This is a genomic window from Streptomyces sp. NPDC001514 (assembly GCF_053597075.1).
This window is the reverse complement of record NZ_JBSFHO010000018.1, coordinates 149,669-162,179: the sequence shown is the minus strand read 5'-3', so window position 1 is coordinate 162,179 and position 12,511 is coordinate 149,669. Positions and strand designations below refer to the sequence as shown.

Here is a 12,511-nt window from a genome sequence, read left to right as displayed (position 1 = left end):
CCGCGGTGGCCATCGCCCCCGACCTCGGCGAGCGCTACCTCGACACCGTCTACCACACCAACTGGCTGCACGCTCTCTACGGCGAAGACGTGCTCAGCTCCGACGAGGTGGCCGCCGGTTCCTGTGCAGCCTCCCCCGCGCCGACGACGCGGTCGGGCCAGCGGTCGGACCTGCAGCGGGATCGTAAGACCTAGCCTCCGCGTTTCACTTGCGGTGGTGGCGTCTGCGGTGGCGTCCGGATCACTCTCGCCGATGACACCGGGCTGACCCGGGCCTTCAGCGGCGCACTGAGGCGGCTGCGGCCGCTCGGGACCGCTCACGACCCGGCCGGGTCGCGGTCGACCTGGCGGTGACGCCGGCCGAGGCGGTGAGGCGATCACGGACCTGGCCCTGCTGCGCACCCAGGCCAAGGTGTTCGACCTGGTCGCCTCAAACCCCACCGCCTGGCGCCTGCCAGCCGGCAGCTGACTCCGACACCGGCCTGGCGGCGGGGCTCACAGGCGATGTGACCGGCGCAGGGAATCTGCCGCCCTCTCGTTCGATTCACGCCGCACTGGGCGGTCTGCTCCTCGCGTCGGTGTCACCGATGGTGCGCCGCGCGGTGCGGCACCGGTCCGGTGGCGGCTGCGACGCCGCGCAGCGATGAGCGCGTCGACGGAGAGCAACGGGGTGCCCGCGAGCACCAGCGGCAGCCACGCCATCAGGTAGGGGATGTCGTTGCCGAGGAAGTACGGATCGGCGCTCCAGCTGACCGTCAGCCACAGGCTGAGCGAGATCAGCGCGCCGCCGACGGCGGCGATGCGGCCCAGCAGGCCGACAAGGATGCCGATACCGACGGCGAGTTCGCCGAAGGCGATGGCGTAGCCGAATGCGTGCGAGTGCTTCAGCGCCAGATCGATCATGCCCGGGATCGCCGAACTGTCGTGCACCGCGTGCAGCGTGCTGACCAGCGACCCGGGCGCCGAATCCGTGAAGAACGGCGAATCGATGAGCTTGACGAGCCCCGCGTAAGTGAACGTGACACCAAGGAAGATCCGCAGTGGTAGGAGGGAGTAGCGCGTGGCAGTCTGTCGCCAGTTGCCCAGCATGATGTCCTGCCTCTCTGCCGTGAGCGTCGCAGCACGTACGGCTGCATGGCTCCCCCTCACAGAGATACGAACGCCGGGTCGGCTTGGATTGAGCTGTTGCCCGTGTTGTCCGCTTGTCCGCGAGACCTGCTGCCTGTCCCCTCGCCTCGACCCCCACCGCCTGGCGCCTACCGCGCCGGCATCGACTCCGCCGCCCTCGCGACATCGCGGGCGGTGAGGGCCGCGGCCCGGGAGGCTGCCGGGCTGCAGGCCGCCGAAACCAGGGGCGGCCTACCCCCGGTCCTGGCCGCGCGGGAGCGGACATCGTCCTGCAACACGTCGGCCCCGGTCGCGGCCGGCCGACGCTGGACTCGGCCGCGGCGATGGCCTGCTCGCGCATCACGTCCCCACAGGCCCGCTCCGCAAGCGCGCCGGACCGACGCCGCGGGGCGGTGCCGCCTCAGTGCCGCACCGGGCCCCCGGAGCGTGCCCGCGATGCTGTCCCGTTGGATCAGCTCCGGCAGGGGCAGCTGGATCGTGCGGGCCGGTCCGCCGTCGAGCAGGGCCGTGAGCTCGCGCGCCGCGGTGCGGCCGAAGGCGACCGTGTCCCGGGACAGCGCCGCGAGCCAAGGTTGCACAGGCGGCACAGGGCCGCACCGGCCTCGACGCGTACCTCAGCACCCCGGTCTCCGCCGAGTCGCGCACGGCAGGGCCCGGCCGGATGTCTTCCTGGAGGCCGCGCACCGCCTGGGCCGCCGACCCCGCCGACTGCGTCGTGATGGAGGACGCCCCGCCCGGCGCGGCCGCAGCACGCTCCGCCGGCATGCGCTCCATCGCCATGCCGTATGCAGCCGGGACGGCCGCGGACGAGGCGTTCCGCACGCGGGGGCTGCTCTTCCCCGGCGGCACAGTCGGAGTTCACGGCCGAGGCCGCGTACGCCTGGCTCACCGTGTCGGCTCCGCCCGCCTGGGAGTCTTCGGCGGTGCTGCCGGAGGGTTCTGGTCAGCCCAGAAAGCTCAACCGCACCTGACGCTCGGGGTTGTCCCTGTTGGTGTCGACCAGACAGACCGACTGCCAGGTGCCGAGCTCCAGCCGGCCGCCGATCACGGGCAGGGTGGCGTGCGGCGGCACCAACGCGGGCAGGACGTGGTCGCGGCCGTGGCCGGGGCTGCCGTGGTGGTGCTGGTACCGGTCGTCGGCGGGGAGCAGTACGTGCAGCGCGGCCAGCAGATCGTGGTCGCTGCCCGCGCCGGTCTCGATCACCGCGATGCCTGCGGTGGCGTGTGGCACGAAGACATGGAGCAGGCCGTCCCGGCCCATCGCTGTCTCCTCCAGGAACTTCTCGCACTCGCGGGTCAGGTCGGTCACGGCTTCGGCCGTCCCGGTGACCACATTCAGGACTCTGGTCGTGAAGGCTTCGGGCATGATTCCATCCTCTCGCCCATCCCGCAGGATGGCGCGTCCGCGTGGCGAGACGCCATTGACCGGCCACCGAGTTGACCGGCCACCGACGGGTCGCTACTTTCTGCGCCACGTTGCGTACAGCCTTGCTCACCACGCACGGTCGCATCGACTGCTGCGGGGGGCCTCCGCCGCGTGTCGCCGCGGCTGCTGACGCCGTCTCAGTACGTGGAGCGGATCCGGTGCGTCGACCGCACGCCTAGGCCGTAGCGCCCGCACCGCCCTCGTTCTCCTCTCGGTCTTCCGAGACCCCGGTCGCCCTGGACCGGCCGCGCACCGTCGGAGATCCGCAGTTCGCCGCTCTCCGCTCCCGGCTGCTCACCGAGCTCGGCGTGGACGAACCCGCTGTTCCTCCCAAGGCCGCCTTCTCCCCCGCCGCCGCCGCCTGAACCACCCTCACCAGAAGGTCATCAGCCCATGAAGCGCATGTTGTTCCCCGCCGCTCTGGACCGGCACGTGTACACGGCGGCCCCATCAAACGGTCCAGGATCACCCCGGTGAGCGGCGTGCGGGCGCCGGACATCGAGTATCTGGCGCAGATCGCGAAGGCCGCCGTGCAGCTGGGCTTCGCGGCGGGGCGGCGCGCCGCTGCTGGTGGGGGGCACCGGGCGGTGGACCGTGTCTTGCGGGCGCGTCGCCCCCCGGCCACGGGTGCACCCGGTGGCGCCCGGCACCGTGCGGTGGGCCCGCGTGTCCCTCCTCGAGCGCCGGACGGGCTGAAAACCGGCCCGCCCAGGCTCCATGGACGCGCAGCCCACCGGCAGCCACCATGGCCTCATGGCTCACGACACTGCTCGTACGCCCCCGCCCGCGCCGGCGTCCCCACCCCTCCCGCCTTCCGCCGAGATCGTCGTCATCGGCGCCGGCGTCATCGGCGCAAGCATCGCCTTCCACCTCTGCGAGGCCGGGATACGCGATGTGCTCGTCCTGGAGCGGGACACGCCGGCATCCGGCTCGTCGGGCAAGCCGATCGGCGGCGTACGCGCCCAGTTCTCCGATCCGCTCAACATCCGGCTCGGGCAGCGCAGTCTGCGGGCCTGGCACGACTTCGCCGTGCGGCCCGGCGCGGATGTGGGGCTGGAGACCGTCGGCTACCTGTTCCTGCTGGGCCGTGACGAGGACGCGGCGGCATTCCGGGAGGCGGCGGCCGTGCAGCGGGAGCTGGGCGTGCGGAGCCGCGTGATCAGTCCCCGCGAAGCCCATGAGCTGTGCCCGTACATCGACCCTACGGCGATCGTGGCCGCCGCTTGGTCCCCCGACGACGGGTACGCCCTGCCGAGGGCCGCCGTCCTCGGCTATCTGCGGGGGGCACGCCGCCTCGGCGCGACCGTACGGACGCAGTGCGCGGTCACCGGCATCGACACCGACGGCGGCACGCTGCAGGCCGTGCACACCACGGCCGGCACGGTCCGCACGCGCACCGTCGTCTGCGCGGCCGGCGCCTGGGGCGGGAACCGTTCCTCGACATCGGCCCCCTGGCGGCGACCCGTTTCGAGGGCACCGCCGCGGCACGGCCCGAGGTCCACATCATCTGACGGAGGTTCGCATGCTTCCCACCTGGCAGCTCCGCGCCGCCTTCGCCCGCCGCCTCTCCGCGATGTACGGGAAGGAAGTGCCCGCGTACACCACACTGGTCGAGGTCGCGGGGCAGGTCAACGACGACGTGCTGCGCACGGGCGGCGAGAGCGCCCAGCGGCTCGGCAGCATCGAGCGGGTCACGGCGGAGCGGCACGGCGCGATTCGGGTCGGCACGCCCCGCGAACTGCGGCAGGCGGCGCAGATCTTCGCCGCGCTCGGCATGGAGCCCGTCGGTTTCTACGATCTGCGGGACGCGACGACCAGTGCCGTACCGGTCGTCTCCACCGCCTTCCGGCCGGTCCTGCCCGAGGAGCTGGACCGCAATCCGTTCCGGGTCTTCACCTCGATGCTGACCCCGGCCGACCGCCGCTTCTTCGACGCAGATCTGGAGCAGCGGCTCCAGGTGTTCCTGGAACGCCGTGAGCTGTTCCCGCCGGAGCTGCTGGAACTCGCGGCCCGGGCCGAGCGGGAGGAGGGCCTGCCCGAGGAGCAGGCCGAGCGGTTCCTCACGCTCGCCGTCGCCGCCTTCGAGCTGTCCCCGGAGCCGGTGGACCGCGCCTGGTACGCCGAGTTGGAGAAGGTCTCCGCGGTCGCCGCCGACATCGGCGGCGTGGCCGGCACCCACATCAACCACCTCACCCCGCGGGTGCTGGACATCGACGAGCTGTACCGGCGCATGGAGGAGCGGGGCATCACCATGATCGACCGGATCCAGGGGCCTCCGCGCTGGGAGGGCCCGGATGTGCTCCTGCGCCAGACGTCGTTCCGGGCGCTGGCGGAACCCCGTGCCTTCCGGGAGGCCGACGGCAGCGTCACCACCGGTTCGCTGCGGGTGCGCTTCGGCGAGGTGGAGGCGCGCGGCATCGCGCTCAGCCGTGCGGGCCGGGCCCTGTACGACCGGCTCGTCGACGGACCGGTCGAGGAGTGGGTCGCGCACTTCCCGCGCACCGAGCGCCAACTCGCCGTGGAGGGCCTGGGGTTCTTCACTTACGAGGCCGTCCCCGACCGGCCGCGCGACGGGCGGCGTCCGCCCGACGATCTCGCGGGCCTGCTCGACGGCGGCTGGCTGACGGCCCGCCCCATCGTCTACGAGGACTTCCTGCCGCGCTCCGCCGCAGGGATCTTCCAGTCGAATCTCACCGATCCGGGTGCCCGCGACGCCGCCCAGGCGGGCACCCATTACGACCAGCACTGGATGTCCGGGGCGATCGGACGCACGGTGCACGACCCGTTCGACCTGTACGCCGCCCAGCAGGACGCCTCGCTCGGCCGGGTCCGACAGGCCCTGGCCACAGCATGAGCCCCCTGGCCGCGGCATGAGCCGCAGCATGAATCGAGGAGAGCGACGCATGACCACCACCGCACTGCCCGACACCGACGCGCTGCGGGCGCGGGCCGAGGAAGCCCTGCGCCGCTGCGGTGCCCAGCTGCCGACCGGCGGCCAAGGCGTCACGGCCCGTACGCCGCTGACCGGCGGCGCGCTCTTCACCCTGCCCGCCACCACCCCCGAGGGCGCCGATGCGGCGATCGCGGCGGCCGACACCGCCTTCCGGGAGTGGCGCACGGTCCCCGCGCCGCGCCGGGGCGCGCTGGTCAAACGGCTCGGTGAGCTGCTCACCGCGCACAAGGAGGATCTCGCCGAACTGGTGACGATCGAGGCCGGGAAGATCCACTCCGAGGCGCTCGGCGAAGTGCAGGAGATGATCGACATCTGCGAGTTCGCGGTCGGTCTCTCGAGGCAGCTGTACGGCCGCACGATGGCGTCCGAACGGCCCGGCCACCGGCTGTCGGAGAGCTGGCATCCCCTTGGCGTGATCGGGGTGATCTCCGCGTTCAACTTCCCGGTGGCGGTCTGGTCCTGGAACACGGCGATCGCGCTGGTGTGCGGCGACACGGTGGTGTGGAAGCCCTCCGAGCTGACCCCGCTCACCGCTCTGGCCTGCGACGCACTGCTCGGCCGCGCGGCAGCGGACAGCGGCGCGCCCGCGGGCGTGCACGGGCTGCTGCTCGGCGGCCGGGAGTGCGGCGAGCGGCTGGTGGACGACGCGCGGGTGGCGCTCGTCAGCGCCACCGGGTCGGTGCGGATGGGCCGGGAGGTGGGGCCCCGCGTGGCGGCCCGATTCGGCCGCTGTCTGCTGGAGCTGGGCGGGAACAACGCGGCAGTCGTGACCCCGTCCGCCGATCTCGATCTGGCGGTGCGCGGCATTGTCTTCTCGGCGGCCGGGACGGCGGGGCAGCGCTGCACCAGCCTGCGCCGGCTCATCGTCCACGAGGACATCGCGGACGAGCTGGTGGAGAAGATCGTCCACGCGTACGGCCAGCTGCCGATCGGCGACCCCTTCCGCGCGGACACGCTGGTCGGCCCGCTGATCTCGACGGCGGCGTACGACGCGATGAGCAAGGCCCTGGAGACGGCGCAGGCGGACGGCGGCAAGGTGCTGACGGGCGGCGACCTCCAGCTGCGGGACGATGCACCCGCTGCCGCCTACGTCCGTCCGGCCGTGGTCCGGATGCCCGCGCAGACGGCGATCGTCCGGGAGGAGACCTTCGCGCCGATCCTGTACGTCCTCACGTACCGCACGCTGGACGAGGCGATCGAGCTGCACAACGGGGTCCCGCAGGGCCTCTCCTCGTCGATCTTCACGCAGAGCCAGCGCGAGGCCGAGCGGTTCCTGGCCGCGGACGGCTCCGACTGCGGGATCGCGAACGTCAACATCGGCACCTCGGGCGCCGAGATCGGCGGCGCGTTCGGCGGTGAGAAGGAGACGGGCGGCGGTCGCGAGTCGGGCTCGGACGCGTGGCGCGCGTATATGCGCCGGGCGACGAACACGGTGAACTACTCCGACGATCTGCCGCTCGCGCAGGGCGTGAACTTCGTCTGAAGACGCCGGGAAGATCCACGCCCCGGACCCCGTTAGTAGAAACGTGAACAACGTCGGGGCGCGGGACATGGACGTGGTCGTCATCGGCGCCGGGCAGGCAGGCCTGTCCGGCGCCTACCATCTGCGGCGCGTGGGGCTGCGCCCCGACGTGGACTTCGTGGTTCTGGATCATGCCCCGCGGCCGGGCGGTGCGTGGCAGTTCCGCTGGCCGTCGCTGACGTACGCCAAGGTCCACGGGATGCACGCGCTGCCCGGCATGGAACTGACGGGCGCCGATGACGGCCGTCCGTCGTCCGAGGTGATCGGCGAGTACTTCACGCGCTACGAGCGCGCCTTCGATCTGCGGGTGCACCGGCCGGTGGATGTGCGCGCGGTGCGTGAGGGCGAGGGCGGCCGGTTGCTGGTGGAGACGTCGGAGGGTACGTACGCGACGCGCGCCCTCATCAATGCCACTGGCACCTGGGACCGGCCCTTCTGGCCCCGCTACCGCGGGCAGGAGACCTTTCTCGGGCGCCAGCTGCACACGGCGGACTACCCGGGGCCCGAGGCGTTCGCGGGCCGGCGCGTGGTGGTGGTCGGCGGCGGGGCGTCAGGGACCCAGCATCTGATGGAGATCGCGGAGGTCGCGGCGGGGACCACATGGGTGACGCGCCGCCCGCCGGTCTTCCGCGAGGGCCCCTTCGGCGAGGAGCAGGGCCGGGCGGCCGTCGCGCTGGTGGAGGAGCGCGTACGACGCGGGCTGCCGCCGCTCAGCGTCGTCTCGGTGACCGGGCTGCCCCTGAACGACGCGATACGGCGTGCCCGCGACGAAGGCGTCCTGGACCGGCTGCCGATGTTCGACAGGATCACGCCGACCGGGGTGGCCTGGGACGACGGCCGCACGGTCGAGGCGGATGTCATCCTCTGGGCGACGGGATTCCGCGCGGCGATCGACCATCTCGCGCCGCTCGGACTCCGTGAGCCCGGTGGCGGCATCGCGCTGGAAGGCACCCGCGCGGTACGGGACGCGCGCATCCACCTCGTCGGCTACGGCCCGTCGGCATCGACGATCGGCGCCAACCGCGCGGGCCGCGCCGCCGTCCGCGAGATCCAGCGCCTCCTGGGCCACGACCCCGCGCTCGTCGGGGCGCCCGTCTGAGGCGGACGGCGACGGCGCGGGAAAGGACGGGACCGGGACAGGACGCGGGACGGGACCGGGACAGGACGCGGGACGGGACCGGGAGGCGACGGGGTCACGCCGTGACAGATGCCGGTTCCGCGTCGCGCCGCACCAGCGCCGCATAGCGCCCGTCGCGGTCCAGGAGATCCGCATGGCTTCCGCGCTCCGCGATACGGCCTCCGTCCAGTACGACGATCTCGTCCGCCTCCCGGACCGTCGAGAGCCGGTGGGCGATCGTGATGGTGGTGCGGCCTGCCGACAGGGCGTCGATCGCCTGCTGCACCGCATGCTCGGTACGGGTGTCGAGGGCGCTGGTCGCCTCGTCCAGGATCAGCACCGGCGGGTCGCGCAGGATGGTGCGCGCGATGGCGAGGCGCTGCTTCTCACCGCCGGAGAAGCGGTAGCCGCGCTCGCCGACCAGGGTGTCGTAACCGTCGGGCAGGGACGCGATGTGGTCGTGGATCTGTGCCGCGCGGGCCGCTGCCTGTATCTCCTCGTCCGTGGCGTCGGGCTTGGCGAAGCGCAGGTTGTCCGCAACGGAGGAGTGGAAGAGGTACGTCTCCTGGGAGACGACCCCGACGGCCCGGGAGAGCGTGTCGAAGTCCAGGTCGCGTACGTCGACGCCGTCGAGCGTGACCCGGCCGCCGGTGACGTCGTACAGCCGGGGCACGAGATAGCTGAGCGTGGACTTGCCGGACCCGGTGGGTCCGACGACGGCCAGGCTGCCGCCCGCCGGGACGGCGAGGTCGATCTCGTCGAGCGTCGGCAGTCCGCTCTTCTGGTCATAGCTGAAATCGACCTTCTCGAAGCGCACTTCGCCGCGGACCTTCTCCAGCCGGACCGGCTGCTCCGGCTCCGTGATGTCCACCGGCAGGTCGAGATATTCGAAGATGCGGTGGAACAGGGCGAGCGAGGTCTGGATCTGCACCCCGGTGGAGAGCAGGCTCACGGCCGGGCGGAAGAGGCCCTGCTGGAGCGAGACGAAGGCCACGAGCGTACCGATGGATATCGCCGGCCCGCCGCTCTGGAGCGTGAGTCCCGCTGCCCAGTAGAGGAGTGCGGGCATGGCGGCCATGATCATGCCGATGGTGGACATCCGCCAACGCCCGGCCATGCTGGAGCGGACCTCCAGATCGACCAGCCGCTCGGACTCATCGGCGAACGAGCGCGTGAGCGAGTCGGCGCGGCCCATGGTGCGGCCGAGCAGGATGCCGCTGACCGACAGCGATTCGGTGACCGTGGCGGCCATGGCGGCCATCTGCTTCTGCCGCTGGGTCGTGATCTTCTTGCGCTCCCGGCCCACGAGGCGGCTTATCCACACGAACGCGGGCAGCAGGAGGAGCGAAACGACCGTGAGCCGCCAGTCCAGCGCGAGCATGGCGACGATCGTGGCGACGACGGCGGTGAGGTTGGAGACCAGGGAGGTCGCGGTGGAGGTGACGGTCGCCTGCATACCGCCGATGTCATTGGCGATGCGCGACTGGACCTCGCCGGTGCGGGTCCTGGTGAAGAAGGCGAGCGGCATGCGCTGCAGCTGGGCGTAGACACCGGTGCGCAGGTCGTGCATGACGCGCTGGCCCACGGTGGTCGAGATCAGGGTCTGCAGCACGCCGAAGACGCTCGTCGTCACGGCGGTGAGGATCATGCCGAGGGCGAGCAGCGACAGCAGGCCCGTGCGGCCCTGCGGGATCGCGGTGTCGAGGATCTCGCGGAGCAGGAACGGCGAGGCCACGGAGACGAGCGACGAGGCACCGACGAGGAGCCCGACGAGGGCGAGCCGGCCTCGGTACGGACGGAAGAGCCGGAGGATGCGCCCCACCTGCGCGGGCGGCTCCGGACGTGTGGGATCGAGCGGACGGCTGGGTGGGGTCCAGGACGGACCGTCGTCGTGAGGGCGCATGGGCTCCTTCTGAGGGTGGGGCGGATTCCCGGGCCGGGACGGACAGGCTTCGACGAACAGATTTCAGGAGCATAGCTCACTGTTACCTATACTCACAATGAGCATGGTCCTGATATTGTTCCCGTATGACCATCCCCGCCCCTGCCCCGGCCCCCGATGCGGACGGCCTGCTGGCCGAGCAGCTGCTGCGGCTGACTCGCCGGCTCCACCGGATCCAGAAGCTGCATCTGGAGCCGGTCGGCATCACGCCCGCGCAGTCGCGGCTGCTGCGTGTCGTCGCGCACTACGACGGGTCGCCGCGGATGGCCGATCTCGCCGACCGCCTGGAGGTCGTGCCGCGCGCCGTGACCACCCTGGTCGACGGGCTGGAGGCGAGCGGCAGGGTCCGGCGCGTGCCCGATCCGAGCAATCGCCGGGTGGTACGCATCGAGCTCACCGAGACCGGCCGCGCCACGCTCCGACAGCTGCGCAGCGCGCGACGCGCGGCCGCGGAGGACATCCTGGCCCCCTTGACCACCGATCAGCGCGAGGTGCTCGGCGGGCTGCTGTCCGCACTGGTCGACGGTGGGCCGGTGCCACGCTGCTGACAAGTGGTCGGGCCGGAGCCACTGGGCGCGGTGCGACCGGACACGTCCCGGCTGCGGGCACCCGGAGCCACTGGACGCGGTGCGGGGCCCGGCCGCCGGTGCCGGGCCCATGAGCCGATGCCGGGCCCGTAAGCCGATGCCGGGCCCGTGAGCCGATGCCGGGCTCCGCGCGCCGTCAGCAGCGCATGCGGTCCTCCGTGAGCACCCCCTGCACCGTCCGCAGGCTCCGGTCGTAGCAGCCGTCGGGCGCCTGCGCGCCGTACAGCCGATAGCGTTCCGCCGTCGTGCCGACCGCGTGGCGCTGGTCGCGCGGCACATTCGCGGTGTACGTCGCGTCACCCGCGTACGAGTCGTCGAGCCGCGACCAGGCGGTGCGCTTCCCCCCACGCAGCACCACGGTGTCGGCCCTGTCCCCGAGGGTGAGCACGGTCCGCAGCCGGTCCCCCGCACCGAGGGTCGTCTCGCCGTCCATCGTGTACGTGCGGTGGGCGCGGGTCGTGATCCGGCCCGAGGCCACGGTCTCGTCGTCGGTCCAGGATCCCTCGAGCGCATCGGGGTTCTCACCCTCGCCCCAGCGGTGCACGGAGGTGTGCGCGAGCGAGCGCGTCACCGTGGTCGCGATCCGCCCGTGCGAGGTGTTCACGAATCCGGCGACGGTGAGCCGGTGACCGCCCTCCGTGTCGAGCCGGTGCTGCGGCGAACCGGGCGTGTACGTCGAGGAGTTGTCCAGGGCGCTCTCCTCGTGGCGGGTCAGGGCGCCGGTGACGACCGAGCGGCCCTCGTCCTGCCAGATCAGGACGTTCGTGGGCGTGCTCCAGCCCGTCTGCCCGGCCGGCACCCCGGCGACAGAGACCTCGATGCGGTGCGGCCGGCCGTCGTTGAGCAGGCCCGCGAACGGCGTGAGGTCGTACTGGACGGGCTTGATGTCGAAGGCACGCGGGCCCGGAATCACGTACCAGAGGAAGGGGTTGGACCAGCCCCCGGTCCATACGGTCGGGAACGGTGCGGCGATTCCCGCGAGTTGCCCGTCGACCCTGATCTGCACCTCGCGGTACGGCCCTTCGTCCGCCTTGCAGGAGTACGGGGCCGGGTCCGGGACGGTGAGGTACCAGTACTCCTCGCAGCCGCCGCCCGAGCCCGTGGCGTACACCTCGGCGACGATCCTTTCGGAGTTGCGCGGGGTGGTGAGTGCCGGGCCGTCGAGCGGGAGTACGCGGTCCGGGGCCGCGGCCTGCTCCGTGCGGCCGTCGGCGGCGTAGAAAGTGAGCGTGACCTTGACGTCGATGACGCCCGTGTACGTGTCGTTGACGACATTGCCGATGAGCATCTCGACGGGCTGGGGCCGGCTCAGGGTGTCGCTGTAGCGAGTGACGTCCTTCTCGACGGACCAGCTGATGCCGTCGGGCGAGGGCTGCGGGGTGGACGTACGGAAGATCTCGACGCCGCCGACGGCGAGGTGGCCGAGGCGATCGTACTGACGCCCCTTGACGTTGCCGTCGAGCCGCAGCACCACGGCGCTCCAGCGGGTGCCGCACTCCTTCGGAGGCGCGTAACTCCCCTTGTACGGTGTGAAGTCGCGGAACTGCGCCTCGGCGAGGGTGACCGAACAGGACCTGGTGGCCGGCTTGGTGACGGGCGGCGCCGCGGTGAGCGGATCGTGCCAGTCGCTGCCGAACTCGGCGGGTGGCGCCTCATCGGCAGGTGCCGTCGCCGCGTCGGCAGGTGCCGTCTCGGCCGCGTCGGCGGGGCTCGCGCCGAGCACGGATCCGGCCGCCAGGGCCAGCCCCGCGAGCATGGACATGATCTGTTGTCGTCTCATGCGTCGGGAGTGAAGCGTGAGGGCCGCGCGGGCGCCAGAGGGCGTGGCGGCCCGGCC

7 protein-coding genes and 5 pseudogenes are annotated in these 12,511 nt (G+C 72.2%); 7 read left to right on the top strand and 5 right to left on the bottom strand.

All coding sequences use genetic code 11. The annotated features are described in order from the left end of the window. Positions 1 to 194: pseudogene (locus tag ACWCXB_RS20675) on the top strand (2,3-diaminopropionate biosynthesis protein SbnA); the annotation flags it as partial. A gap of 51 nt (positions 195 to 245) precedes the next feature. Beyond that, positions 246 to 453 (top strand): annotated as a pseudogene (locus ACWCXB_RS20670) (IS1380 family transposase); the annotation flags it as partial. Between the two features lie 158 nt (positions 454 to 611). Here the strand turns inward: ACWCXB_RS20670 and ACWCXB_RS20665 are convergent. From ACWCXB_RS20665 to ACWCXB_RS20655, 3 genes and pseudogenes are all read right to left on the bottom strand, one after another. Next, positions 612 to 1,088, bottom strand: a pseudogene (locus ACWCXB_RS20665) (DoxX family protein); the annotation flags it as partial. Between the two features lie 458 nt (positions 1,089 to 1,546). Then, positions 1,547 to 1,705 (bottom strand): annotated as a pseudogene (locus tag ACWCXB_RS20660) (LacI family transcriptional regulator); the annotation flags it as partial. A gap of 365 nt (positions 1,706 to 2,070) precedes the next feature. Further along, positions 2,071 to 2,493, bottom strand: a complete 423-nt coding sequence (locus tag ACWCXB_RS20655) for a secondary thiamine-phosphate synthase enzyme YjbQ (RefSeq protein ID WP_450724860.1) — start codon at positions 2,491 to 2,493, stop codon at positions 2,071 to 2,073. 777 nt (positions 2,494 to 3,270) lie between these two features. Between ACWCXB_RS20655 and ACWCXB_RS20650 the strand changes: the two are divergent. The 4 genes and pseudogenes from ACWCXB_RS20650 to ACWCXB_RS20635 all read left to right on the top strand — a co-directional run. Next, a pseudogene (locus ACWCXB_RS20650) lies at positions 3,271 to 3,978 on the top strand (NAD(P)/FAD-dependent oxidoreductase); the annotation flags it as partial. Between the two features lie 97 nt (positions 3,979 to 4,075). Beyond that, positions 4,076 to 5,407 carry a 2-oxoadipate dioxygenase/decarboxylase gene (gene hglS, locus ACWCXB_RS20645; protein ID WP_450724858.1) on the top strand — a complete coding sequence of 444 codons (1,332 nt, stop codon included), beginning with the start codon at positions 4,076 to 4,078 and terminating at the stop codon, positions 5,405 to 5,407. A 49-nt stretch (positions 5,408 to 5,456) separates the two neighbouring features. Beyond that, entirely contained in the window at positions 5,457 to 6,989 is a 1,533-nt protein-coding gene (gene amaB / locus ACWCXB_RS20640; RefSeq protein WP_450724856.1) for an L-piperidine-6-carboxylate dehydrogenase, read from the top strand. A 67-nt stretch (positions 6,990 to 7,056) separates the two neighbouring features. After that, positions 7,057 to 8,127, top strand: a complete 1,071-nt coding sequence (locus ACWCXB_RS20635; RefSeq protein ID WP_450724874.1) for an NAD(P)-binding domain-containing protein — start codon at positions 7,057 to 7,059, stop codon at positions 8,125 to 8,127. A gap of 94 nt (positions 8,128 to 8,221) precedes the next feature. On the opposite strand, the gene ACWCXB_RS20630 is transcribed toward ACWCXB_RS20635, so the two are convergent. Further along, positions 8,222 to 10,048 carry an ABC transporter ATP-binding protein gene (locus ACWCXB_RS20630; protein WP_450724854.1) on the bottom strand — a complete coding sequence of 609 codons (1,827 nt, stop codon included), beginning with the start codon at positions 10,046 to 10,048 and terminating at the stop codon, positions 8,222 to 8,224. Between the two features lie 125 nt (positions 10,049 to 10,173). On the opposite strand from ACWCXB_RS20630, the gene ACWCXB_RS20625 reads away from it, so the two are divergent. Further along, entirely contained in the window at positions 10,174 to 10,635 is a 462-nt protein-coding gene (locus ACWCXB_RS20625) for a MarR family winged helix-turn-helix transcriptional regulator (RefSeq protein WP_450724852.1), read from the top strand. A 175-nt stretch (positions 10,636 to 10,810) separates the two neighbouring features. On the opposite strand, the gene ACWCXB_RS20620 is transcribed toward ACWCXB_RS20625, so the two are convergent. Continuing rightward, positions 10,811 to 12,454 (bottom strand): peptide-N4-asparagine amidase, encoded by a 1,644-nt coding sequence (locus ACWCXB_RS20620; protein ID WP_450724850.1) that lies wholly within the window; start codon positions 12,452 to 12,454, stop codon positions 10,811 to 10,813. Positions 12,455 to 12,511 lie beyond the last annotated feature (57 nt).

Bases quoted from the DNA above. Each gene is read 5' to 3' on its own strand.
- ACWCXB_RS20635 (WP_450724874.1), top strand. From the start codon at position 7,057: ATGGACGTGGTCGTCATCGGCGCCGGGCAGGCAGGCCTGTCCGGCGCC.
- ACWCXB_RS20620 (WP_450724850.1), bottom strand. From the start codon at position 12,454: ATGAGACGACAACAGATCATGTCCATGCTCGCGGGGCTGGCCCTGGCG.
- ACWCXB_RS20655 (WP_450724860.1), bottom strand. From the start codon at position 2,493: ATGCCCGAAGCCTTCACGACCAGAGTCCTGAATGTGGTCACCGGGACG.
- amaB (WP_450724856.1), top strand. From the start codon at position 5,457: ATGACCACCACCGCACTGCCCGACACCGACGCGCTGCGGGCGCGGGCC.
- ACWCXB_RS20630 (WP_450724854.1), bottom strand. From the start codon at position 10,048: ATGCGCCCTCACGACGACGGTCCGTCCTGGACCCCACCCAGCCGTCCG.
- hglS (WP_450724858.1), top strand. From the start codon at position 4,076: ATGCTTCCCACCTGGCAGCTCCGCGCCGCCTTCGCCCGCCGCCTCTCC.
- ACWCXB_RS20625 (WP_450724852.1), top strand. From the start codon at position 10,174: ATGACCATCCCCGCCCCTGCCCCGGCCCCCGATGCGGACGGCCTGCTG.